Consider the following 22,809-nt stretch of genomic DNA (forward strand, 5'->3'; position numbering starts at 1 on the left):
GAATCACAGCGTGCGCACCCCGACCTGTTCCCAGGCCTTCAGCACGGCCTGGAGTTCCTCGCCCGCGCCGTAGCGGGCCCGCGCCGCGGCCGTGGTGAGCGTGGCGAAGTCGGCGAACAGCGCGTCCTTCTTCAGTTCGCCGCCGGTCAGCACGTCGTACCAGATCTGTCCGGCCCGCTCCCAGGCGTGGCCGCCGAGGGCGGTGGCGGCGAGGTAGAAGGCGTGGTTGGGGATGCCGGAGTTGATGTGGACGCCGCCGTTGTCACGGCCGGTGCGCACGAAGCCGTCCATCGTCGCGGGCTGTGGGTCCTTGCCGAGGACGTCGTCGTCGTACGCGGTGCCCGGGGCCTTCATCGAGCGCAGCGCGGTGCCGGTGACCCGGGGGGCGAGCAGGCCCGCGCCGATCAGCCAGTCGGCCTCGGCGGCGGTCTGGCCGAGCGTGTACTGCTTGATGAGCGAGCCGAAGACGTCCGACAGTGACTCGTTGAGGGCGCCCGACTGGTCGAAGTAGGCGAGGTTGGCGGTGTACTGGGTGACGCCGTGGGTGAGTTCGTGGCCGATGACGTCCACCGGGAGGGTGAAGTCGAGGAAGATCTCGCCGTCACCGTCGCCGAACACCATCTGCTCGCCGTTCCAGAAGGCGTTGTTGTAGTCCCGGTCGTAGTGCACGGTCGCGTCCAGCGGCAGGCCGGAGCCGTCGATCGAGTCGCGCCCGTAGGCGCTGAGGTACAGCTCGAAGGTGGCGCCCAGACCCGCGTACGCGCGGTTGACGGTGGCGTCCTTGACGGCCGGACCGTCCTCGCCGCGGACCTTGCGGCCGGGCAGGTCCGTGTGGTGGCGGGCGTCGTAGAGGGTGCGGTGCGGCTTGCCGGTCGCGGCCGGCGCGGCGACGGCCGGGGCGCCCACCACGGTGGTGAGCCGGCGGCGGGTGCGCTCCAGGGCGTCGTGCTCCAGGGAGCGGCGGGCGGGACCGGAGAGCGCGGGGTCCTCGTGCTGCGCGAGCTTGTCGAGGACGTGCGGCGGGACGATCGTGCAGAAGACGGGCTCGGAGCCCCCGTGGGTCGTCATGCCCGGCACCTTCGCACCGCGTTGTCCCGATGTCACTACCCGCAACCATGATTGGTGAAATACAGGGACAAACGGCCTCGCTCTGGTCACGGAGTGGTATGAGACACCTTTTTGTCCGTTTCATTCCGTACGTCCATCCGGTCCCGCATACTGGAACACCCCCGCGCCGTCGGTGCGGCTCGGCTAGGCTGCACAGCATCATGCGTTTCGGGCTGCTCCTCCTTAGCTGCCGCGGCGAGGGCCTGTAATCGAGGCCGACCCCCTCCCCGCGGAGCTTGGCGTTGCGTCGTCGGCCGTCCTGTAGGACACCTTCACGAGGAGCCCACGCGATCATGGCCAACCGCCAGCAGCCCACCTCCATGCCGATCCACAAGTACGGTCGCTACGAGCAGGTCGACATCCCGGACCGCACCTGGCCCGACCGGCGGATCACCACCGCTCCCCGCTGGCTCTCCACCGATCTGCGCGACGGCAACCAGGCGCTGATCGACCCGATGTCGCCCGAGCGCAAGCGCCGGATGTTCGACCAGCTGGTCAAGATGGGCTACAAGGAGATCGAGGTCGGCTTCCCGGCCTCCGGCCAGACCGACTTCGACTTCGTGCGCTCGATCATCGAGGAAGAGGGCGCGATCCCGGACGACGTGACGATCTCCGTACTGACCCAGGCCCGCGAGGACCTGATCGAGCGGACGGTGGAGTCCCTGAAGGGCGCCAGGCGCGCCACCGTCCACCTGTACAACGCCACCGCGCCGGTCTTCCGCCGGGTGGTCTTCCGCGGCTCCAAGGACGACATCAAGCAGATCGCCGTCGACGGCACCCGCCTGGTCGTGGAGTACGCCGAGAAGCTGCTGGGCCCCGAGACCGAGTTCGGCTACCAGTACAGCCCCGAGATCTTCACCGACACCGAGCTGGACTTCGCGCTGGAGGTCTGCGAGGCGGTCATGGACGTCTGGCAGCCCGGTCCGGGCCGCGAGATCATCCTGAACCTGCCCGCCACGGTCGAGCGCTCCACCCCCTCCACGCACGCGGACCGCTTCGAGTGGATGCACCGCAACCTCTCCCGCCGTGAGCACGTCTGCCTGTCCGTCCACCCGCACAACGACCGCGGCACCGCCGTCGCCGCCGCCGAGCTGGCGCTGATGGCCGGCGCCGACCGCGTCGAGGGCTGCCTGTTCGGCCAGGGCGAGCGCACCGGCAACGTCGACCTGGTCACCCTGGGCATGAACCTGTTCTCCCAGGGCGTCGACCCGCAGATCGACTTCTCCGACATCGACGAGATCCGTCGCACCGCGGAGTACTGCAACCAGATGGAGGTCCACCCGCGCCACCCGTACGTGGGCGACCTGGTCTACACGTCCTTCTCCGGCTCCCACCAGGACGCCATCAAGAAGGGCTTCGACGCGATGGAGGCCGAGGCGAAGGCCAAGGGCGTCACCGTCGACGACATCGAGTGGGCGGTCCCGTACCTGCCCATCGACCCCAAGGACGTCGGCCGCTCCTACGAGGCCGTCATCCGCGTCAACTCGCAGTCCGGCAAGGGCGGTATCGCGTACGTCCTGAAGAACGACCACAAGCTGGACCTGCCGCGCCGGATGCAGATCGAGTTCTCGAAGATCATCCAGGCCAAGACCGACGCCGAGGGCGGCGAGGTCACCGGCTCGGACATCTGGTCGGTCTTCCGGGACGAGTACCTGCCCAACCCGGAGAACCCCTGGGGCCGCATCCAGGTCCGCACCGGCCAGTCGACGACCGACACCGACGGCGTGGACACGCTGACCGTGGAGGCGACCGTCGACGGCGAGGACACCGTCCTGTCCGGCTCCGGCAACGGTCCGATCTCGGCCTTCTTCAACGCCCTGGAGTCGATCGGCGTCGACGTACGCCTGCTGGACTACCAGGAGCACACGATGAGCGAGGGCGCCTCCGCGCAGGCCGCCTCGTACATCGAGTGCGCCATCGGCGACAAGGTGCTGTGGGGCATCGGCATCGACGCGAACACCACGCGTGCCTCGCTGAAGGCGGTCGTCTCGGCCGTCAACCGCGCGACCCGCTGACACCACCTCCGACGAGGAACTTCCGGTGCCCCGACCGCCCGCCCGGGCGGCCGGGGCACCGTCGTGTACCGGCCATCCGACCGGGCAGGTCACGGACGGGTCTCGTACGGGGTACTGACGCGGCCTCACCGATGTGGCTAACATCACGCAAGCGCGGCGATGTTGCCGCGGGGTTACGGAGGTGCGACGTGCTGCCAGTACGCGGACAAGACGGCCGTGCCACCAGGTGTGCGCGCATCCTGGGCACCCGCACCTCATGGACGCCCGTCGGCGACGGCGAGTTCTTCTGTCCGGGCTGCGGAGGCGACCGCAACTACCAGCGGCTGACCGGCCGCCGGCGCTTCACCCTGCTCGGCGTGCCCGTGCTGCCGCGCGGCGAGACCGGACCGGTCGTCGAGTGCGCGGCCTGCCGCAGCCACTTCGGCGCCGACGTCCTGGACCACCCCACCACCACCCGCTTCTCCGCGATGCTGCGCGACGCCGTCCACACCGTCGCCCTCGCCGTCCTGGCCGCCGGCGGCACCTGTGCCCCCGCGTCCCTGGAGGCGGCCGCGGCCACGGTCCGCGCGGCCGGCTTCGAGGACTGCACCCGGGACCAGCTCGGCGCCCTCGTCGAGGCCCTGGCCGCGGACACCGGGCGCGTCCTCGGCCCGCCCTGCGGGGCCGGCCTCGCCATAGAGCTGCACGAGGCCCTGGACCCGCTCACCCCGCACCTCGCCGCGGTCGGCCGCGAGTCGATCCTGCTCCAGGGCGCCCGCATCGCCCTGGCCGACGGCCCCTACACCCCCGCCGAACGGGACGTCCTGGTCACCGTGGGCGCGGCACTGGCGATCTGCACGGACGACGTCACCCGCCTGCTGGCGGCGGCGGCCAGGACACCGTCGTAGGACGCGGTACTCCCCGGGGAGTAACGGCCGCCCCGGGTCACCCGCCGCAGTAAGCCCCGGCTCGCCCCCGCGCCGGACGAAAACAGCTCCCCGCCCCGGAAGTCTGGACGGTGTCAGCAGACGACCGGACCGGAGGGAGCCCTGTCCATGGGGGCCTTGGAGACAAGAACGCGGACACTGGCACGGCGACGGGCCGTGCCCTGGGCGGTGCTCGCCCTGTGGATCGGGCTGCTCGCGGCCGTCGCGCCGTTCGCGGCGAAACTCGCCGACGTGCAGCACGACCGGGTCACCGACTACCTGCCGGCGAGCGCCGACTCCACCCAGGTGGCCAGGATCCAGGACCGCCTGCCGGGCGGCCAGACCACCGAACTGGTGCTGGTCTACCACCGCGACGGCGGACTCACCGCGGCCGACCGGGCCCGCGCGGGGGAGCAGATCGAGCGGATCGCCGGACGGCACGCACTGACCGCGACCCCGCGGGGCGTGCCCTCCGCGGACGGCACCACGCTCATGTACCCCGTCGCCAGCAACGAGCCCGGCACCGACGAGGACGCGCGCGACGCCCTCGTCGACGACGTGCGCGAGGTCGCACGCGGCGCGGACGGGCTGAGCGTCCAGGTCGGCGGGCCGGGCGCGCTCGCCACCGACGCCGCCGGGGTCTACGCCTCGCTCGGCGGGCCGCTGCTCTACACGACCGTCGCCGTCGTGGCCCTGCTGCTGATCCTCATCTACCGCAGCCCCGTGCTGTGGCTGCTGCCGCTCGTCGTCGCGGGCGTCGCCGACTTCCTGTCCACGGGCGTCGCCTACGGACTCCACCAGGCCTTCGGCACGACGGTGTCGGGACAGAACTCCGGCGTCATGACCATCCTCGTCTTCGGCGCGGGCACCGACTACGCACTGCTGCTCGTCTCCCGCTACCGCGAGGAGCTACGACGCCACGAGCGGCCCTACGACGCCATGCTGGCCGCCCTGCGCGGCTGCGGCCCCGCCGTGCTCGCCTCCTCCGCGACGGTCGCCGCCGGACTGCTGTGCCTGCTCGCCGCCGACCTCAACAGCAGCCGCGGCATGGGCCCGCTCGGCACGGTGGGCGTGCTGTGCGCGCTCGTGGCGATGCTGACGCTGCTGCCCGCGCTCCTGGTGCTCCTCGGACGCCGCGTGTTCTGGCCGCTGGTGCCCGCCTACGGCAGCACGCCCAAGGCGCGCCGGTCGCTGTTCGCCGCGATGGGCAGCTCGGCGGGCCGGCGCCCCCTGGCCGTGCTGGCCGGCGGCGCCGCCCTGCTCGGCGCGCTCGCCCTGGGGGCGCTGAACCTGCCCGGCGGGCTCAAGCAGACGGACACCTTCGTCGACCGGCCCGAGTCGGTCGCCGCCCTCCAGACCCTGGCCCGCGCCTTCCCCGAGCGCTCCAGCCAGCCCGTCACCGTCATCACCCCGGCCGGCCGCGCCGCCGCGACCCTGGACGCCGTCCGCGACGTCCGGGGCGTCGACAGCGCACAGCAGGGGCGTACCGGGGACGGCTGGACCGAGATCTCCGTCACCGCGCAGGGCACGCCCCAGTCGGCGGCCGAGACCCGGACCATCGAGGAACTGCGGCACGCCCTGCCCGGCTCCTACGTCGGCGGCCCCAGCGCCCAGCAGCTCGACCTCGTCGACACCAACGCCCGGGACCGGCTGGTCGTCGTACCGATCGTCCTCGTCTCGGTGCTGCTGATCCTGGTCCTGCTGCTGCGTTCGCTGGTCGCGCCGCTGCTGCTGGTCGCCGCGGTCGTCGCGGTGTGGGGCGCGGCGCTCGGCATCGGCGGGCTGGTGTTCGGGCCGCTGTTCGGCTTCGGCGGCACGGACCCGGGGCTCGGGCTGCTGTCCTTCGTGTTCCTGGTGGCGCTCGGCGTCGACTACGGCATCTTCCTCATGCACCGGATGCGGGAGGAGTCGAAGCGGGGCGCGGAGCCCACGGCCGCCGCGCTGACCGCGCTGCGCACGACGGGCGGGGTCATCGCCTCGGCGGGACTGGTCCTCGCCGCGACCTTCGCGGTGCTGACCAACATGGGGCTGGTGCAGCTCGTCGAGCTGGGCTTCGTGATCGCGGTCGGCGTGCTGCTGGACACCTTCCTCGTCCGGACCTATCTGGTGACCAGCGCGAGCGTGGCACTGGGCCGGAAGGTGTGGTGGCCGGGCCCGCTGTCGCGGTCACCCGAGCCGGTACCGACCGAGCGGCAGCCGGAGCCCGTGTGAGCCCGGGGCGCCCCTCCCTGCCGGAGGGGCGCCCTCCTACCGGAAGATGAACCCGTGCATCCCGACCGTTCCGCGCAACCCGCGCAACCCGCTCAGCCCGTGCCGTCGGTGCCGTCCGCGCGGGCCGTGCCGTCCGTGCCGTCCGTGCCGTCCGTGCCGTCCGCGGGGGCCGCTGCCGTGACACCGCCCCGCCGGATCGAGCGGATCATGGCGGTGGTCAACCGCGACCCCCGGACCGCCCCGCACGCCACCCGCAACGACGCGTGGCTCGCGGCGGCCGCCGCCGTGTTCTCCGCGACGGTCGCGCTCACCACCGACCCGGCGCGCCGCCCGGACGCGCTCGGCTGGACGCTGCTGCTCGCCGCCGTCGTGCCGCTGGTGTGGCGGCGGCGGCGCCCGCTGCTCGTCCTGGCCCTGGTGGTGGCCCTGGTCGTGCCCTACCACGCGCTGGACAACAACCACGCGGCCCCGACGGCGGCCGAGTACATCGCGCTCTACACCGTCGCCGTCACCGGCCGCCCGCTGCGCACCGTACTGACCGGCCTGGCCGTCCTCGGCATCTCCCTCAGCGTCATGCTCACCGTCAACACCCACCAGGCCCTGGAACTGCTGCGGATCTCCGGCTGGGTGATCGCGGTGCTCTTCCTCGGCGTCGACGTCCGCTACTACCGCCAGTACGTGGCCGCGATCGTCGAACGCGCCGAGCGCGCCGAACGCACCCGCGAGGAGGAGGCCCGCAGACGGGTCGCGGAGGAGCGGCTGCGGATCGCCCGCGACCTGCACGACCTGCTCGCGCACAGCATCACCCTGATCGGCGTGCAGACCTCGGTTGCCGCGCACGTCCTGGCCGCCGACCCCGACCGCCTCGACCGTACGGCCGTCGCGCGGGCCCTCGACGACATCGCCGAGACCTGCCGGACGGCACGCGGCGAGCTGCGCACGACCCTGGAGGTGCTGCGCGAGCACGACTCGCCCGAGGCGCGCGGACCGCTGCCCGGCCTGCACGGGCTGCCCGACCTCGCGCAGGCGGCCCGGCTCGCGGGCGCGCGGGTCGAACTGGCCGTGACCGCCGGCGAGGCCCCGCCCGCGGTCGGTGCCGCCGCCTACCGGATCGTGCAGGAGGCGCTGACCAACGCCGTACGGCACGGCGGCCGGGACGACCTCACCGTCCGGGTCGGCGTGGACGACGGCGAGGGCGCCCTGCGGGTGCGCGTCAGCGACGACGGCGCGGGCGCCGGGCCCGGCACCCCCGGCTTCGGGCTGGTCGGGATGCGCGAGCGCGCCCGCAGCGTCGGCGGGACGGTATCGGCCGGACCGGGCGCCGGGGGAGGATTCGAGGTGACGGCAGTGCTGCCGCTGGGAGGGACCGCATGACGATCCGCGTACTGCTCGCCGACGACCAGACCCTGGTACGGGCCGCGTTCGCGATGCTCGTCGAGTCGGCCGGGGACATGGAGGTCGTCGGACAGGCGGGCACCGGCCGGGAGGCCGTGGAGCTGGCCCGGGCCCGGCGCGCCGACCTGGTCGTGATGGACGTCCGCATGCCCGGCCTGGACGGCATCGAGGCGACCCGGCTGATCGCGGCCGACGAGGACCTGACGGACGTACGGGTGCTGGTTCTGACGACCTACGACACCGACGAGAACATCGTCGAGGCGCTGCGGGCCGGCGCCTCCGGCTTCCTGGTGAAGGACACCCGGCCGGCCGAACTCCTCGAGGCCATCCGCACGGTGGCGGCCGGGGAGGCGCTGCTGTCCCCGGGACCGACCGCCCGGTTGATCGCGCGGTTCCTGCGCAGCCCCTCGGCACCGGCGACCGGCGGACCGGAGTGCCTGTCCGACCGTGAGCGGGAGGTGCTCGCCCTGGTCGGGCGCGGACTGAACAACACCGAGATCGCCGAGGCGCTGGGGCTGAGCCCGCTGACCGCGAAGACCCATGTCAGCCGGATCATGGGGAAGCTGGGGGCCCGCGACCGGGCCCAGCTCGTCATCGTGGCGTACGAGTCGGGGCTGGTGACGCCGGGCAGCGTGTGACGGGGGCGGCGGGGCCGTACGTGGCGATCACGTTCCACCGGGTGGCGCCGCCGGGCTGACGGGACTTCGGGAACACGCCCTACAGCAGGCCCGCCGCCGCCAGGTGCTTGCCCACCCGCTCCACCTCCTCCGGCGACAGCGGCACCTGGGGCTCCGCCGTGGCCGGGCAGTCGATGATCCCCCGCAGGTGCAGGGCGGCCTTGAACGCCCCGAGCGCCGCCGAGCTGCCGCCCATCCGTGCCGGATCGCCCACCCCGGTCATCTTGAACAGAGCGCACAGCCGTTCCTGTTCGACCCGCGCCCGCGGCCACTCGCCGTCCCGGCAGAGCCGGTCGAGGCGGACGTAGCCGTGCGGGTCGACGTTCGCGAGGCCGGGCACCGCGCCGTCCGCCCCGAGCGCGAGCGCGCTGTCGACGACCAGTTCGGAGCCGGTCAGGGCGCTGAAGCCGGTGATGCCGGGGTGGGCGCGGGCGCCGGTGACGACCTCGCGGAAGCCGGCGAGGTCGCCGCTGGAGTCCTTGAGGCCGGCCAGCACCCCGTCCGCGGCCAGCTCCAGGACGAGCCCGGCGGGCAGCTTGGTGTGGACGGCGGACGGGATGTCGTAGGCGATCACGGGGACGGACGCGGCGGCCGCCACGAGACGGTAGTGGCGGGCGATCTCCGCCGGGTGGGTGCGGGTGTAGAAGGGGGCGGCCACCACGACCGCGTCCGCACCCGCCGCGGTCACCGCTCGTACGTGGTCCAGGACGCGGGGCGTGGTCATGTCGATCGCGCCCGCCAGCACCGGCAGCCGGCCGGCGACGTGCCCGGCCACCGTCCGTACCACCAGCTCCCGCTGCCGGTCGGTCAGACAGGCCGCCTCCGAGGTCGAGCCGAGCACGAACAGCCCGTGCACCCCGGCCGCCGTCAGATGGTCGACCAGCCTGCGCAGCGAGGGGACGTCCACCTCGCCCTCCGGTGTCAGGGGGGTGCAGACGGGCGGGACGACACCGGTCGGCGGGGCGGGCATCGTCATCAGGGCTCCCTGGGGTGCTGGCTCTGCCGTGCGAGGTCGCGGGTCGGCCGGTCCTCCTCCCCAGGATGGTGGCAGCGGTGGCGATGTCCGGGGTCCGACGCGGCCGAGAAGTCCGGCATGACGGACACGCACTCCTGGCCGGTCCGCGGGCACCGGGTGCGGAACGGGCGGCCGCCGGGCGGCCGGGTCGCCGGGGGACCAGGACTTCGAAGCCGTTGAGGACTCCGAAGTCCTTGAGGTCCCCGGATCCCTAGGGCAGCGTCTTCTCGTAGTACTTGTCCTGGTCGGAGTCGTAGACGAGCTTGCCGGCCGCGTCGTAGCCCTTGATGTGCGGTGCCTTGGTGACCTGGCGGTCCAGGGTGCCGTGGGCGACGAACCAGCCGTGGTCCAGGACGGTCTCGCCGGTGGCGTCGCCGTAGGAGACGGTCACCTTGTCCACCGGGAAGTCGACCGTGCCGATGATGGCCCAGCCGAACGGCAGCTTCCAGTGCCCGCGGTCGATGACCGACTGCTGGTAGAGCATGCCGCTGTTCATGTCGACGAACACGGGGCCGCCGTCCTTGGGGGCGCTGTTGTCCTCGCTGGTGTTGACGCCGGCCGCCGCGCCGTCCTTGACGGTGCAGATCAGCCGGATCGGGCCGTGCTTGGTGACCGCCACGATGTGCATGCCGTCACCGGGGGCGTTGGAGTCGCCGGTGCTGCTCATCGCCAGGACGATCCGGTAGTCCGAGGCCTTGCCCAGCCTCCGTTCGCCCGCGGACGCGAACGACTCGTCGTAGGCGATGCACTTCTTCAGTCCGTCGACGGCCTGCGCCCAGGTGATGCCGTCCAGCAACTGCCCCTCCGTGGCCGGCCGGGCCGGTTCCGTGGCCGACGCCGACACCACCGTGGACGACTGCGGCAGCGGGCTGGGCGGGGCGCTGGCGGACGGCCGTGGCGACGCCGTCTGCGACCTCCCGCCGACCCCCACCGCGTACGCCCCGACGGGCAGCGCGGCCAGTGTCACCAGCACCGCTCCTGCCGCCACCACCTGCCGGCGCCGCTCGGCCACACCCCGGCGCCGTACCGCGGGATAGGGCGCGGGCGACGGCCGGATGGCGTACGCGTCCTCGGCCAGCAACTCGCGCACCTGTTCCTCGAAGCGGGGGTCGATGTCCTCGCCGCTCGTGGGGGCACCACCGGATCCGGCCCCGGAACCCGCCCCGGACGGCCACCGCTCTTCCTCGCTCACCTGCTGTCTCCCTGTCCGGCCGACGTACGGCTGGGCTCCGGCGCGTCCACGACCAGTACCAGCCCCGGATTCGCGCGCAACTTCGCCAGCGCCTTGGACGCCTGGCTCTTGACCGTGCCGACCGAGCAGCCGAGCACCTCGGCGGCCTCGCCCTCGGACAGGTCCTCCCAATAGCGCATGACCACCACCGCCCGCTGCCGGGGCGGCAGCGCGGCCAGCGCGGCCATCAGCGCACCGCGCTCCTCGACCCGCCCCACCGCGTCGTCCCGCCTCGCCCGCTCCGGCGGCGCCGAGGTCAGCGCCTCGGCGACCCGCCGCTTGCGGAAGCGGTCACTGTTGCAGGTGACCAGCATCCGGCGGACGTAAGCCTCCGGGTTGTCGCTGCGCGAGACGCGCCGCCACGACCGGTAGGCCTTCGCCAGCGCGGTCTGCGTCAGATCCTCGGCGTGGTGGGCGTCGCCGGTGAGCAGATACGCGGTCCGCACCAGGCGTGACCATCGCGCTCTGACGAACTCCTCATACTGGGCCTCCAGTTCGGCCTGCATCAAGCACCCTCCTCGCCCGTCAGACCACCGCCCGGACGGATTCGGTTGCCCGTGTCTCAGAGGAAGAGCGTCATCAGCAGGCGGTGCTGGTCCGGGCCGAAGTAGTCCTTGCGGGGCGCTTCTTCCGGCGTGAAGCCCAGCGAGCGGTAGAGGAGGACGGCCGTGTCGTTGCCGGGCTCGACGGTGAGCCAGACCTCCTTCACTCCCTCGGAGCGCAGGCGGTCGAGGATCTCGGACATCATCCTGCGGCCCAGCCCCTGGCCCTGGAGGCCCGGGGTGATGGCGAGGCTGAGGATCCAGCTGAGACCGCGGTGGGGCGGGGTGGCGAACACATAGCCGAGCAGGCTCGCGCCGTCGGCCAGGACGAGCACGTGATCGCGGTACGCGTCGAGGAACTGCCGCAGGACGAAGTACGGATACGGTCCGGAGGGGAAGGCCTCCGCGTCCAGGCGGACCAGTTTCGGAAGATCCGCCTCGGTGACCGCTCTGATCTGCAGAAGAGGAGGCATATCGTCCCCTTGTGGAAGATTCGAAGATGCATACCAATGATGGGATATGCATACCGAACGGGATGGGCGCGCATGTTTCCCTATCTTTGCCCGACCTCTTCTGTTCACTCAAGACAGCAACGGGACTTGACGTGATTGCCTGGCCCGCTCCATGGCCGCCGTGCGCTACATTGAGCCAATGACCTCGGGATCGCTGACTCGCGCGGATAAGCTGAACGCTGATGTCGACTGGAGCAAATTCGACCCCCAGGAATACATCAAGCGCAACTACCTCGCGCTTCATCCTGACGACAAGCTGATCCTGTCGGTCGTCCGCGATCACTTCGGTGATCATTTTCGGCGGAAACCGGGTCGCGTCAGGTCCGGCATCGACGTGGGCGCGGGACCGAACCTGTATCCCGCCTTCACCATGCTTCCCTGGTGCGAGGCCGTCACCCAGTACGAGTGGTCGGCCGCCAACGTGGCCCATCTGCGCGCACAGCTCCCCGACTACGACCCCACCTGGGACCCGTTCTGGGACGTCCTGTGCGAGGGCGAGGGCGGCGAGGGGTACGCCGCGCTCGGCCCGGACCCCAGGGCGCGGTACCGGCAGACCGTCACCGTCCGGTCCGGGAACCTGTACGACCTCGGCAGGCCGGGCCCCGACGGCGAAACGGAACGCTGGGCCATGGGCACGATGTTCTTCGTCGCGGAGTCGATCACCGAGTCGCGGGACGAGTTCGCGGACGGCGTCGCCTGCTTCATGAACGCCCTGGAACCGGGTGCTCCGTTCGCCGCCGCGTTCATGGAGAATTCCCGTGGATATCCCGTGGGCGGAGAGGACTTTCCGGCGAGTTACGTCGGCGCCGTGGAGATCAGGAACCTGCTGAAGGGTTTCGCGGGCGATGTCGATCCCATGCACCTCGGGAAACCGGACGACCTTCGCGACGGCTACACGGGAATGATTCTGGCCTGCGGTCACCGGAACGACTGACCGCGGTTGTTGTTCGCACCTGTGTGAGGGGGCATGGGGAATGCAGATCAAACCGCGCGCACAGCTTCTCGACGTATGGCAGGCCATCGCCGGCCACACCTTCGAGAGCGGCGAGTGGAACTGGGGTGAATGGGGCGGTCGCAGCAGCGTCGCCGACGCCGAACGCCTGCTCTGCCTCATGTATCCCGCCACCGAGATTCCCGAATTCGGCCTGGACAATCCCGACGTCACCGAGGAGGACGTGGAGCAGGCCCTCAAGGAGGCGGGGGACGCCACCGAGATTCCCGGGAACCTGGTCCGGGTGCTCAACGAGTTCATGGCCAAGCACCACGGCGGCGACCTCGGCCCCACGTTCGCCGGCGGCTACTACTTCCTCCCGGCGGACCCCGAGCAGGAACTCACCAAGGAACAACGGGAATTCGGCGTCGTCGACTCCTTCTCGATGTCCGTCACCCTGTGCCTGGCCACCCTCGGTTTCCTCCGGGTCTACCGGACGAGAACGAGCCGCGCCGAGACGCAGAGACTGATCCAGGGGCTCTGGGACACCACCAGCCTGCGGCTCACCTCCGCCATGGTGAGCCTGCTGCGCTCCTTCACCGTCAACGTCTTCGAGGTCGACTCCTCCCAGGGGCAGGCCATGTGCCGTCTGCTCGGCCGGGGACGCGCCTCCGACCGGGTGGTGCTCCAGCGGTTCCAGGACCGCTTCAAGGCGCTGCGCGCCGTCATCGGCGAGAGCCTGACCCTCGGCGTCGAGGTCGAGGAGCAACTCCGCAACGAGAACCGCCTGTTCGAGTGCGGCTGGGCCTGGAGCCTGGTCAAGGACGCCCCCGAGGTGGAGACCACCGACGTCATCGGGGCCCAGCCCCGGGGCGCGGCCGACGCCGTCCCCTACCTCTACTTCACCGTCGTCGCCCTCGACGGCATCCAGGACCTGTTCTCCGACCGCACCCTCACCCTCGCCCTGCTCAACCCCGAACAGCAGCGGCTGGCCGAGGCGTTACGGCTGCGGTGGGAGATCACCCAGCAGTACTGGTCGGGCATCGCCCGCTTCGGCGACGACCGCTGGCCCCTGGAGGACATCCCCTGGCGGACCACCGGCCAGCAGCTCGAGTCGGAGTACTTCTCGCTCTGCGTGGCCTCCATCCTCGTCCACGACCTGGTCCGCCGCCGCGCCACCGACGACGACCTCGCCCGCACCGTCGACGTCATGGAGCGGCTCGCCGAACGCGGCCGCATCACCAGCCGGGCCACCGACGACGATCCGGCGGTCCGCCTGCACAACCCGGGCGTCTCGCTGCCCCTGCTCGGCAGCGACCGGCACGGCCCCGCCATGCAGTGGGCCATGACCGACTTCTCCGCCCAGCTGCTCAAACGGACCATCCAGCTGTGCTCGCTGTCCCGCAACCTCGCCTCCCGCGACCGGCTGCTCCAGCTCGCCGAGGACATCCTCGGCCATCTGTGGCGACGGCGCGTCGGCGAGGGCGAGGGCGCCGGCCTGTGGGACAACGTCCACGCGGTCTACCCCAGTTCGCAGGAGCGCACCGGACCGCTGTCCTGGAGCATCACCGAGCGCGTCACCGAGTGCATGGTCGCCGCCTCCCAGCTCTACGACCAGTCGCCGATCCGCAGCGCCGAACTGACCGCCCTCGCGCGGGCCCTGCTCAGCGAGGCCACCCACCTCCTCGGCAAGGAGCAGATGAAGCCCGCCCCGCCGGCCAAGAGCCGCGGCGGCGAGGAGCTGACGAGCGTCGTGGCGGACCTGCGCCGCGCCCGCCTGGTCCTCGACAACCAGCCGGGCACCGCCTGCGCCCTCGCCTACGGGGTGCTGCGCAGGCTCGACACCCTGGCCCGGGCCAGGGACACCGGCTCGGGGGTGTGACCGTGCTGGTCTTCGCCGCCTCCGACAAGGGAGGCACCGGCCGCTCGGTCACGAGCGCCAACCTCGCCTACCGCAGAGCCCTCGACGGGATCGACGTCTGCTACCTCGACTTCGACTTCGGCTCGCCCACCGCCCCGGCCGTCTTCGACCTGCCCGACGTCCTCAAGGAAGCCGAAGGGTGCGGCCTGCACTCGTATCTGAAAGGCGAGACGGGGGAACCGATGCGCGTCGACGTCTGGGCGCGCACGGAGCATTACGTCCTGCGCGACAAACCCGACCGCTCCGGACGCCTCGTTCTCCTTCCCGGGGACCGCACCGGCGGCGAATTCGTCACCGACACCGAGAACCTCCACCGCTGCGTGGATCTGATTCTCCGGCTGAAACGCGAATTCCATGTGATCGTCGTGGACCTGAGCGCCGGCCGCAGCTACGCGATGGACCTGGCACTCGCGGTCACCGCGCAGGAGGAATTACGGCGCATCAAGTCCCGCTGGCTCGTCTACCACCGCTGGACCCGCCAGCATGTGACGGCCGCCGCCGAACTCGTCGGCGGCAGACAGGGCATCGTGAGCGCGGGCGAGGCCATGGGGCACGACCGGCAGACCCTGCTCGGCTCCATCCGTTTCGTACGGGCGGCCGTGCCCGATCTCAAATCGCCGCTGTGGTCGCAGGTGCCGCCCGCCCAGTCGTCGTGGATGCACGAGTACAACAAACAACTGGAGACCATCGCCGCGGATCTGGGCATCGGCAGGAGCAGGGTTCTCGGATCGGTGCCGCTGGAACCCGTCCTGCAATTGCGCGAACAACTCATCACCGAACAGGACGTGTTCGACAGCGGGATCGCCAACGTCGAGACCTGGAAGGCGATGGGCAGACTCGCCGAACGGCTGGCCGACGACAAGTACTGGGGGCAGCTGTGAGCGAAAGCGGAACCGTCTTCCAGGAGACCGCTGCCCAGCCGCGCACCGAGGCCGTGCCCTACTCCCATCTGTCCCTGGAACTCGGCCACTTGTACATGGAGGACTTCGCGGAGGGCCCCGAGCGGCTGTACCACCACTTCACCGCCGTACGCCCCTGGGTGCAGGCCGCGCGCGCCTCGGTGCCCGCGCTCCCGGACGGCAGGCCGCCCCGGGTGAGCACCTGCTTCCTGATCGACGACTACTTCAGCCGCCTCGCCACCCCCGCCGAGCTCCTGCCGCCCCTGCTGAAGGCGGCCGAGCGGGCCGGCCTCGGCATCGACTACCTGGCCCGTGAGTCCGGCTGCGCCCGCACCGACCCGCGGCGGCCCGAGCGCGGCGGACTCGCCGACGCCGTCCTGGACCGGCTCGTCGAGACGCCTCCGCCCGGCAGCAGGGGCTTCCGCCCGCCCCTGGGCCGCACCGGCTGGCTCAGCAACGGCCGCCGCGCCCCCGACCGGCGCACCACGGCCGCCCTCGACACCGCGGCCGCCTGGCAGCCGCCCAGCGAGACCGGCGCCCGCGGCCACTCCGTCTTCGTCGACGTCGAACTGTGGCAGGAACACACCGGCAGCCGCGTCTGGTCCTGCGCCTTCCTGGCCGCCGTATGGCAGCTCGCCCGCCTGGGGCTGCTGCGCGACAAGGGCGACGCCGTGCTCGTCCCCGAGAGCCGGGACGGCGCCGCCTTCCCGGAGGACTGGGACGCCCTGCCGAGCCTGCTGCGGCTCGACCCCTCGGCGGCGCCCTTCACGGCCTACCGCACGTGCAGCGTGCTCCCGTCCCGCTTCCTGCCCGTCGAGCACGCGGTCCGGGTCGTCCTCGAACAGACCCAGGTGGACGCCGGAGCGCAGGAGCAGGTCGTCGCGCGGGCCGCCGCCGAGGGCCATCCCGTGCCGGAGGGCGTCGTGGAGCGCACGTCCTACGTGTTCCCGCCGGGGTTGTGACATGGGCGCGACGGGGGAGACGGAGCGCCGCCCGCACCTCGCCTGCGGCGAGGTGCGCACCTGTCTGCTGCCCTGCCGGGACGCGGTGGGCGCGGCCGTCTCCGAGCGGCTGCTGCGGCTGCGCGCCGACGAACGGATCCGCACCTCGAAGCGCCCCAACCTGTACGTGGTCTCTCCCGAGGTGCTCACCGGCGTCGACTGCCGACTGCCCACCGCCAACCGGGCCAAGGCCCGGGTCGTCGGCACGGTGGCGGCCCGCGCGAGCCTCACGGAGGGCCGCGTCCTCCAGGCCTCGGCGTACTTCTCGGCCCCCGCGGCGGGCCCGGACCGGCGTCGGCCGTGGGGCTGGTACCTGGTCCGGCCGGGCGTGCTGGTCCCCGTCGGCAGACTCCCCGCCACCGCGGCCGCGCACGGCTTCCTGGACTGCGACCGGACGCCCGGCGGCGACGAACTCGACGTCGGCTCCGTGGCCGAGGGCCTCCTCGGCACGGTCTCCCGCAACCGGCTGCTCGCCGACTACGACGTGCCCCTCACCTCCCGCACCACAAGCCTGCGCTGGGCCGCGCTGCCCGCGGCGGCGGGCGCGGGCGTGTCGCTCGAACGCTTCACGGTCACCGAAGGAGGGATGCGACTGGTCGAGTTGAGGGTGCCGGATGGCATCGAACCCACCGCCGTGGCCCGGCTCGCCGAGGATTTCGCGGTACACGACTGGTTGTTGACGACCGTCGTCGACAAACTCGACGGTATCCGGATCGGATCCGCGGACGGGGCGGCCGCGCTGAAGGTGCTGGGCCCGCTCGTCGACCATCTGCTGCACCTGTGGATGCCGAGAGCGCGGGTGGACCGAAGGCTCGTCGCCCTGTGGGACGTGCTCGAGGACGACCCCGGCTTCAGCCGGCAGTGGCACACCCAGGTCCAGCGCGTCCGGGACCAACTCGCCCTGCGGGCCGCCTCGGCGCAGCGAGAGTCCCTCATGGCGCCCTGACCGCGCACAGCAGCTCGATCCCGACGGGGGAGAAACGAGATGAACGCTCCGATATCTACGCGAATCAACAGCACGACGACCGGCCGGGGGGACCGGGGACCCGACGACGGCGCACGTTCGCTGCTGCGCAAACTCCTGATCACCGTGGCGACGGGAGGCGGAGCCTATGTGCTGACCAACGTCATCTCCCCGGGCCCGGACGACCTGTGGCGGGTGGTCCTGTCCGTCCTGTTCGGAGGGGCGATCCTGATCGTCCAGTTCATGATCACCTTCGCTCAGCAGCTCGGCGAGCTGCGCGGGGTGGTCGAGCAGCGCTTCGTGGACATCGGCGAGGCGACCAAGCTCTTCAACGAGGTGGAACAGCTCCGGGGCGACGGGGTGCCCCGGCTGGCCGAGTACGCCACGAAGGTGGTCGCCAACGGGCCCAAGATCCTGCACGACTTCGCGGGCCAGGAGATCGAGCGCCTCGCCGGGTACATGTACAACTTCGCCAACCTCAACGCCAAGTCGCCGGGCGAGAACCACGACTGGCTGCTGACGCTCACCAAGTGCGCCACGACCTCCATCGACGCCATCAGCACCTCGCCCGTCGACGGCGACTTCTGGAACAGCGAGCCCGCCGGCCGGTACCTGGAGGCACAGCGCGTCGCGATCGACGACCCGCAGCGCAGGGTCAAGGTGCGGCGGCTGTTCGTGGTGAAGCAGCCCGAGGACATCGCCACCCTCGACGAGCTCTGCGAGGAGCAGCGGAGCATCGGCATCGAGGTGCGGGTCGTGGCCCTGCCGCACCTGCCGATCAACGCCCAGCGCGGCAAGATGATCGACTTCATCATCTTCGACGGCGCGCTGTCCTACGAGATCACCGCGGACCAGATGGGCGTGCCCTCCTGGACGACGGTGGACGCGACCGAGAAGGAGGTGCAGGAGCGGGTCAAGCGCTTCGCCGAGCTGTGGGGCATCAGCCAGAACGGGCTACCGGACTCCGTGCGGACGACGACCCCGCCCGAGCCGGGCGCCTCCTGACCCCGCTCCTGCCCGACTCCGTCCCCGGAGCGCATCCGCCGTGGGCGACAATGGGCCCATGAGTCTGTTCCGCGACGACGGCATCGTGCTGCGCACCCAGAAGCTGGGTGAGGCGGACCGGATCATCACGCTGCTCACCCGCGGCCACGGCCGGGTGCGGGCGGTGGCCCGCGGCGTGCGGCGCACGAAGTCGAAGTTCGGGGCGCGCCTCGAACCGTTCTCCCACGTGGACGTGCAGTTCTTCGCGCGGGGCAGCAGCGAGCTGGTCGGCCGCGGGCTGCCGCTGTGCACGCAGAGCGAGATCATCGCCGCGTACGGCGGCGCGATCGTCACCGACTACACCCGGTACACCGCCGGGACGGCCATGCTGGAGACCGCCGAGCGCTTCACCGACCACGAGGGTGAGCCGGCCGTCCAGCAGTACATGCTGCTCGTCGGCGCCCTGCGCACCCTCGCCCGGGGCGAGCACGCCCCGCATCTCGTCCTCGACGCGTTCCTGCTGCGCTCCCTCGCCGTCAACGGCTACGCGCCGAGCTTCGACGACTGCGCGAAGTGCGGAATGCCCGGACCCAACCGTTTCTTCTCGGTGGCCTCCGGGGGCTCCCTGTGCGTGGACTGCCGGGTGCCGGGAAGTGTCGTACCCTCACCGGCGACCCTGGAGCTGCTCGGCGCGCTGCTTACGGGAGACTGGGAGACCGCGGACGCCAGCGAGCCGAGGCACGTCCGGGAGGGCAGCGGGCTGGTGTCCGCCTACCTGCACTGGCATCTGGAGCGCGGGCTGCGCTCGCTTCGGTACGTTGAGAAATAAGCCGTAGGCCGTTAGAGGAGACGAGAAGCACATGGTGGTACGCGGGTTCCTGGGACGCCAGCGCCGCGAGTACAAGGCGCCGGAGCCGCACCCCTCCGGCGCCCGCGCGCCCAAGCTCCCCGGCGAGCTGGTCCCCAAGCACGTGGCGATCGTCATGGACGGCAACGGCCGCTGGGCCAAGGAGCGCGGGCTGCCGCGCACCGAGGGGCACAAGGTCGGCGCCGAGCGCGTCCTCGACGTGCTCCAGGGCGCGGTCGAGATCGGCGTCGGCAGCATCTCCCTGTACGCCTTCTCCACCGAGAACTGGAAGCGCTCGCCCGACGAGGTGCGCTTCCTGATGAACTTCAACCGCGACTTCATCCGCAAGACCCGCGACACCCTCGACGGGCTCGGCATCCGGGTGCGCTGGGTGGGCCGGATGCCCAAGCTGTGGAAGTCGGTCGCCAAGGAGCTCCAGATCGCCCAGGAGCAGACCAAGGACAACGACGCGCTCACGCTGTACTTCTGCATGAACTACGGCGGCCGTGCCGAGATCGCCGACGCGGCCCAGGCCATGGCCGAGGACGTGAAGGCGGGCCGGCTCGACCCGTCGAAGATCAACGAGAAGACCCTCTCGAAGTACATGTACTACCCGGACATGCCGGACGTGGACATGTTCCTGCGCCCGAGCGGCGAGCAGCGCACCTCCAACTACCTGATCTGGCAGAGCGCGTACGCCGAGATGGTGTTCCAGGACGTGCTGTGGCCGGACTTCGACCGCCGCGACCTGTGGCGGGCCTGCGTCGAGTTCGCCTCGCGCGACCGGCGGTTCGGCGGCGCGATCCCGAACGAGGAGCTGCTGGCGATGGAGGGCGGGGACCCGGCCGCCGAGTAGGACAGGTCCTGGCGTCGCCCGCGGTCACCTCGGGGCCACCGGGGGTTCACGACGGTCGTCGACGATCCGCCCATGAGACGCCTGACTCCCACCCTTCCTAAAGACTGAGCGGGAGTGAGTCCTGTCTCCAGGACTGTGGGTGCTCAGCCGTGTGCCCCGAACGGTGCTGGGCACGCTGGTCGCCCGCTTTCGCTCCGCTGCCGGGCAGCACGGATCCGGTGCGTGGTCCGGGAAGGCGGGGGCGGCCCGCGGCCGGAGGCCGCTGATGAACAGCGCCTCACGCTCTCGGGTGTCCGGTCCGGCCTGGGCGGTCCGATGCCCCGCACGATCACTCCGGTCGTGTGGGGGCGGTGCCGTCCTCTCCCAGTGCCTTAAGGGCCTGGGAGGTGCCTCCAGCCGGATCGGATGTCCGAGGGCGCGTCGCCCGATCGCGATGCTCGCGGCATCGTGCCGGGAAACCTTACGGATGTTGCTGGTCAGGGGCTTTTGCCAGTGCTGGGCGCCCCACCGGGAGGTGTAGGCCGGGTCGGCAGCCACCACCGCGATGTCCTGCTCGGCGGCCATCGACACCAGCCTCGCCCTGAGTCTGGCGGTGGGGAAGCGGGCGATGAGGCGGCGGAAGCGCTTGTTGCGGCCGTGCTTCTCCCGGCTGGTGCCGTCGGTGAAGTCCAGGTCCTCGACGGCGATCGCCGCCGCGCCGGTAGTACGGGTGTGGTGCAGCAGGCGGGTCAGCGCGTGCCGGATCTGCGCGTCGCGGTGCGCGGTGGTACCGGTGAGGTCGTAGAAGAAGCGCCTGGGTTCACCGACCGGGTTGCCGTGCACGTCCAGGCGCCAGGCTGCCAGGTGGTCGTCGTTCATGTCGACACCGACCACGACCTGCGCCAACGCCGCCTGAAGCGGCAGTACCGGGACCGGGGTGTACTGCCAGGAGGCGGTCACGTACCAGCGGCCGCGCACCACATCGTGGTGGATCCGGTAGGCGACGGCCCGATTGGCGGTGATCCGGTCGAGCCATTCCCCGCTGCGGTGGGTGAAGGTGACGGTCGCGTCGAGGAGGTAGCGGCTGTGCGGTGCGTTGGCCAGATGTGCCAGCGCGGCTGGGAGTTTGAGGGTGAGCTGTCCGGTGTCGGTGACGCGGATCGTCTCGTTGCCGAAGCGTTTGCCTGATTCCCCGTCCGCGGTCAGGAACATCCGTGCCGCCCGCCACCGCTCCCGCCACGCCTCCGCATCCAGGCCGGCCTGGTCGAGATGGTGGCGCAGATGGGCGAGGCGTTTGCCGCCGCGCACCACGTGCACCCGGTCGGCCGCCCGGTCTGCCTCGACCCGCGCCAGCCGGTCCCACAAGGCGTGCAGGCGGCGGGACTTGGCATGCCACTCCGCCCGAGAGCCGTAGCCGCGGGCCAGCCCCGCCCGCCGGTCCGCCTTCGCGCCCAGCGGCCGGGCCAGTCGCGCCTCGATCGACGCGATCTGCCCGCGCAGCCACCCCAGCTCGGCCGCCTGTCCCCTCCGGGCCAGCGCCCACTGGTCATGCGTGGCCTTGGTGATACTGCCCGCCCACCTGGCGGACGAGGCGCCGGTCAGCTCCCGCTTGCGCACCGCCCATGCGGCCGTATCATGCTCCGACCCGTGCCGGACACGGGTCGCGAGATCACGCGCGGCCAGCGAGCCGAGGAACACCCCCACCTCGGTCAGCACCGCCACGTCCGCCTGCGACACCCGAAGCCGGGCCCGGACCGCGACCCCCGTGGGGCCGGGCACCACGAACGACGCCGCCACCTCCCGCACCCCACCCACCCCCGCCCGTCCAACGCCGCGCCACTCCGGTCACCCCGCCCAACGAACCCCACCCGAAAAGGTCACGCATTCGACCGACAAACCCCTGTTCCCACCCACCGACACCCGCCGCATGCCGCCACCCACCACTCACCCATACTCACGAAAGCTTGCTCGCTCATGGTCAAGCGGCAGCAGTTCCGAACCCCTGGCGGGGCGCGTCGGTGGCTCCCCTGGGCGCGAACATCCAGTGGGACGTCTTCGCCAAGGGCGGCCGCTATCTGGTGCGCATGCTCTACAACGAGAAGGAGACGGCCTTCAGGAAGGGCTGCCGTCCGATCGCCGCGGGCAGCACGTTCTACGACCTCGACGAGCTGGAGCGCTGCTTCGGCCGCCGATGACCGCTTTTCGGCCCTTCGCTGTACGATCCCGCCCCATGGTCATGAACATGGATAAAGGCACGGGGCGGGACGCGGCGCCGGAGACGGTCGAGCTGACCTATCGGATGACCAGGCGGGACTTCAGCCACGTGGTGTGGGAACGCCGGCGGTTCAGCAGGTCGGGGCGCCGCGGCAACCTGGTGATCGGCCTGCTGTTCTGCCTGGCCGCCGCGCAGGCCGCCGCCGGGGCGGCCGGAGCCGAGGTGGACCTGTTCCTGACGGTCTGGCCGGCCGTCAGCGCGGTCGTGCTGCTGTTCATCCCGTGGATGCAGGCGCGCGCGGCGCAGCGGACGGCCGCCCGCAACGGCGTCTTCCGGGCGGTCGTGACGGACGACGGGGTGACGGTGACCACGGACCACGGCTCGGCCACGGTCAACTGGTCGGGGCAGCCCCGCTACCGCGAGAGCGCGGAGCTGTTCACGCTCTACAGCGACGACAAGAACGCGACCTGCTTCACGCCGCTGCCCAAGCGGGGCCTCGCGGACCCCGCCGACGCCGACCGGCTGCGGGCGATCCTCGACCGCCGTCTGAGCCGGGTGTAGGGACTGCCGGACGGACAGGCCCCCGTACCGGGGCGGTGCCG

Annotated in this window: 20 protein-coding genes and 1 pseudogene; 15 read left to right on the plus strand and 6 right to left on the minus strand. The window is 71.5% G+C overall.

All coding sequences use genetic code 11. The features are described 5' to 3' along the window. Positions 1-3: 3 nt before the first annotated feature. Entirely contained in the window at positions 4-1,068 is a 1,065-nt protein-coding gene (locus ACWC24_RS01965) for a M4 family metallopeptidase (protein ID WP_450660858.1), read from the minus strand. Between the two features lie 332 nt (positions 1,069-1,400). Between ACWC24_RS01965 and leuA the strand changes: the two genes are divergently transcribed. The 5 genes from leuA to ACWC24_RS01990 all read left to right on the plus strand — a co-directional run bounded on the left by leuA (position 1,401) and on the right by ACWC24_RS01990 (position 8,271). After that, positions 1,401-3,122 (plus strand): 2-isopropylmalate synthase, encoded by a 1,722-nt coding sequence (leuA, locus tag ACWC24_RS01970; protein ID WP_450660859.1) that lies wholly within the window; start codon positions 1,401-1,403, stop codon positions 3,120-3,122. A 188-nt stretch (positions 3,123-3,310) separates the two neighbouring features. Beyond that, a complete protein-coding gene (locus ACWC24_RS01975) occupies positions 3,311-4,009 on the plus strand; it encodes a TerB family tellurite resistance protein (protein WP_450660860.1) in 699 nt (232 codons plus the stop codon). Between the two features lie 147 nt (positions 4,010-4,156). Beyond that, a complete protein-coding gene (locus tag ACWC24_RS01980) occupies positions 4,157-6,238 on the plus strand; it encodes an MMPL family transporter (RefSeq protein ID WP_450660861.1) in 2,082 nt (693 codons plus the stop codon). Between the two features lie 207 nt (positions 6,239-6,445). Next, entirely contained in the window at positions 6,446-7,612 is a 1,167-nt protein-coding gene (locus ACWC24_RS01985; protein WP_450660862.1) for a sensor histidine kinase, read from the plus strand. Continuing rightward, positions 7,609-8,271 carry a response regulator gene (locus tag ACWC24_RS01990; RefSeq protein ID WP_450660863.1) on the plus strand — a complete coding sequence of 221 codons (663 nt, stop codon included), beginning with the start codon at positions 7,609-7,611 and terminating at the stop codon, positions 8,269-8,271. Before ACWC24_RS01985 ends, ACWC24_RS01990 begins: the two co-directional genes overlap by 4 nt. Before the next feature lie 79 nt (positions 8,272-8,350). Here ACWC24_RS01990 and ACWC24_RS01995 read toward each other — a convergent pair whose 3' ends face one another. The 4 genes from ACWC24_RS01995 to ACWC24_RS02010 form a co-directional block, all read right to left on the minus strand. Continuing rightward, positions 8,351-9,286, minus strand: a complete 936-nt coding sequence (locus ACWC24_RS01995; protein WP_450660864.1) for a dihydrodipicolinate synthase family protein — start codon at positions 9,284-9,286, stop codon at positions 8,351-8,353. A 250-nt stretch (positions 9,287-9,536) separates the two neighbouring features. Beyond that, positions 9,537-10,517: a hypothetical protein gene (locus ACWC24_RS02000; protein ID WP_450660865.1), complete on the minus strand. Its 981-nt coding sequence runs from the start codon at positions 10,515-10,517 to the stop codon at positions 9,537-9,539. After that, the gene (locus tag ACWC24_RS02005; protein WP_450660866.1) at positions 10,514-11,062 is read right to left on the minus strand and encodes a SigE family RNA polymerase sigma factor; all 549 of its coding nucleotides are present in this window, start codon (positions 11,060-11,062) and stop codon (positions 10,514-10,516) included. Before ACWC24_RS02005 ends, ACWC24_RS02000 begins: the two co-directional genes overlap by 4 nt. A gap of 56 nt (positions 11,063-11,118) precedes the next feature. Continuing rightward, positions 11,119-11,571 carry an N-acetyltransferase family protein gene (locus tag ACWC24_RS02010; RefSeq protein ID WP_450660867.1) on the minus strand — a complete coding sequence of 151 codons (453 nt, stop codon included), beginning with the start codon at positions 11,569-11,571 and terminating at the stop codon, positions 11,119-11,121. Between the two features lie 178 nt (positions 11,572-11,749). On the opposite strand from ACWC24_RS02010, the gene ACWC24_RS02015 reads away from it, so the two are divergent. The 8 genes from ACWC24_RS02015 to ACWC24_RS02050 are packed head-to-tail and all read left to right on the plus strand — an operon-like array spanning position 11,750 to position 20,013. After that, complete coding sequence (locus ACWC24_RS02015; protein WP_450660868.1) at positions 11,750-12,544, plus strand: SCO2525 family SAM-dependent methyltransferase; 795 nt, start codon at positions 11,750-11,752, stop codon at positions 12,542-12,544. Positions 12,545-12,584: 40 nt separating this feature from the next. Further along, positions 12,585-14,423: an SCO2524 family protein gene (locus ACWC24_RS02020; RefSeq protein ID WP_450660869.1), complete on the plus strand. Its 1,839-nt coding sequence runs from the start codon at positions 12,585-12,587 to the stop codon at positions 14,421-14,423. Positions 14,424-14,425: 2 nt separating this feature from the next. Next, positions 14,426-15,343 (plus strand): SCO2523 family variant P-loop protein, encoded by a 918-nt coding sequence (locus tag ACWC24_RS02025; protein ID WP_450661044.1) that lies wholly within the window; start codon positions 14,426-14,428, stop codon positions 15,341-15,343. Beyond that, positions 15,340-16,323, plus strand: coding sequence for an SCO2522 family protein (locus ACWC24_RS02030; protein ID WP_450660870.1), 984 nt, complete (start codon positions 15,340-15,342; stop codon positions 16,321-16,323). The genes ACWC24_RS02025 and ACWC24_RS02030 overlap by 4 nt, the downstream gene beginning before the upstream one ends. A gap of 1 nt (position 16,324) precedes the next feature. After that, positions 16,325-17,308, plus strand: a complete 984-nt coding sequence (locus tag ACWC24_RS02035) for an SCO2521 family protein (RefSeq protein WP_450660871.1) — start codon at positions 16,325-16,327, stop codon at positions 17,306-17,308. A gap of 39 nt (positions 17,309-17,347) precedes the next feature. Next, positions 17,348-18,331, plus strand: coding sequence for a hypothetical protein (locus ACWC24_RS02040; protein ID WP_450660872.1), 984 nt, complete (start codon positions 17,348-17,350; stop codon positions 18,329-18,331). Between the two features lie 58 nt (positions 18,332-18,389). Next, positions 18,390-19,139 carry a DNA repair protein RecO gene (gene recO / locus ACWC24_RS02045; RefSeq protein ID WP_450660873.1) on the plus strand — a complete coding sequence of 250 codons (750 nt, stop codon included), beginning with the start codon at positions 18,390-18,392 and terminating at the stop codon, positions 19,137-19,139. Positions 19,140-19,170: 31 nt separating this feature from the next. Beyond that, positions 19,171-20,013 carry an isoprenyl transferase gene (locus ACWC24_RS02050; protein ID WP_450660874.1) on the plus strand — a complete coding sequence of 281 codons (843 nt, stop codon included), beginning with the start codon at positions 19,171-19,173 and terminating at the stop codon, positions 20,011-20,013. Positions 20,014-20,037: 24 nt separating this feature from the next. On the opposite strand, the gene ACWC24_RS02055 is transcribed toward ACWC24_RS02050, so the two are convergent. Beyond that, on the minus strand, positions 20,038-21,798 hold the full coding sequence (locus ACWC24_RS02055; protein WP_450660875.1) for an IS200/IS605 family accessory protein TnpB-related protein: 1,761 nt from the start codon (positions 21,796-21,798) through the stop codon (positions 20,038-20,040). 191 nt (positions 21,799-21,989) lie between these two features. Between ACWC24_RS02055 and ACWC24_RS02060 the strand changes: the two are divergent. Together ACWC24_RS02060 and ACWC24_RS02065 are read left to right on the plus strand one after the other, a co-directional pair. Continuing rightward, a pseudogene (locus ACWC24_RS02060) lies at positions 21,990-22,187 on the plus strand (histidine-type phosphatase); the annotation flags it as partial. Between the two features lie 47 nt (positions 22,188-22,234). Beyond that, entirely contained in the window at positions 22,235-22,768 is a 534-nt protein-coding gene (locus tag ACWC24_RS02065) for a YcxB family protein (RefSeq protein ID WP_450660876.1), read from the plus strand. The last annotated feature ends 41 nt before the right edge of the window (positions 22,769-22,809 follow it).

This window comes from Streptomyces sp. NPDC001443 (assembly GCF_053597355.1).

What these genes read in the sequence shown, in the direction of transcription:
- ACWC24_RS01965 (WP_450660858.1), bottom strand. Translation starts at nt 1,068, where the DNA reads ATGACGACCCACGGGGGCTCCGAGCCCGTCTTCTGCACGATCGTCCCG.
- leuA (WP_450660859.1), top strand. Translation starts at nt 1,401, where the DNA reads ATGGCCAACCGCCAGCAGCCCACCTCCATGCCGATCCACAAGTACGGT.
- ACWC24_RS01980 (WP_450660861.1), top strand. Translation starts at nt 4,157, where the DNA reads ATGGGGGCCTTGGAGACAAGAACGCGGACACTGGCACGGCGACGGGCC.
- ACWC24_RS01985 (WP_450660862.1), top strand. Translation starts at nt 6,446, where the DNA reads ATGGCGGTGGTCAACCGCGACCCCCGGACCGCCCCGCACGCCACCCGC.
- ACWC24_RS01990 (WP_450660863.1), top strand. Translation starts at nt 7,609, where the DNA reads ATGACGATCCGCGTACTGCTCGCCGACGACCAGACCCTGGTACGGGCC.
- ACWC24_RS01995 (WP_450660864.1), bottom strand. Translation starts at nt 9,286, where the DNA reads ATGACGATGCCCGCCCCGCCGACCGGTGTCGTCCCGCCCGTCTGCACC.
- ACWC24_RS02005 (WP_450660866.1), bottom strand. Translation starts at nt 11,062, where the DNA reads ATGCAGGCCGAACTGGAGGCCCAGTATGAGGAGTTCGTCAGAGCGCGA.
- ACWC24_RS02010 (WP_450660867.1), bottom strand. Translation starts at nt 11,571, where the DNA reads ATGCCTCCTCTTCTGCAGATCAGAGCGGTCACCGAGGCGGATCTTCCG.
- ACWC24_RS02015 (WP_450660868.1), top strand. Translation starts at nt 11,750, where the DNA reads ATGACCTCGGGATCGCTGACTCGCGCGGATAAGCTGAACGCTGATGTC.
- ACWC24_RS02020 (WP_450660869.1), top strand. Translation starts at nt 12,585, where the DNA reads ATGCAGATCAAACCGCGCGCACAGCTTCTCGACGTATGGCAGGCCATC.
- ACWC24_RS02035 (WP_450660871.1), top strand. Translation starts at nt 16,325, where the DNA reads ATGGGCGCGACGGGGGAGACGGAGCGCCGCCCGCACCTCGCCTGCGGC.
- ACWC24_RS02040 (WP_450660872.1), top strand. Translation starts at nt 17,348, where the DNA reads ATGAACGCTCCGATATCTACGCGAATCAACAGCACGACGACCGGCCGG.
- recO (WP_450660873.1), top strand. Translation starts at nt 18,390, where the DNA reads ATGAGTCTGTTCCGCGACGACGGCATCGTGCTGCGCACCCAGAAGCTG.
- ACWC24_RS02050 (WP_450660874.1), top strand. Translation starts at nt 19,171, where the DNA reads ATGGTGGTACGCGGGTTCCTGGGACGCCAGCGCCGCGAGTACAAGGCG.
- ACWC24_RS02065 (WP_450660876.1), top strand. Translation starts at nt 22,235, where the DNA reads ATGGATAAAGGCACGGGGCGGGACGCGGCGCCGGAGACGGTCGAGCTG.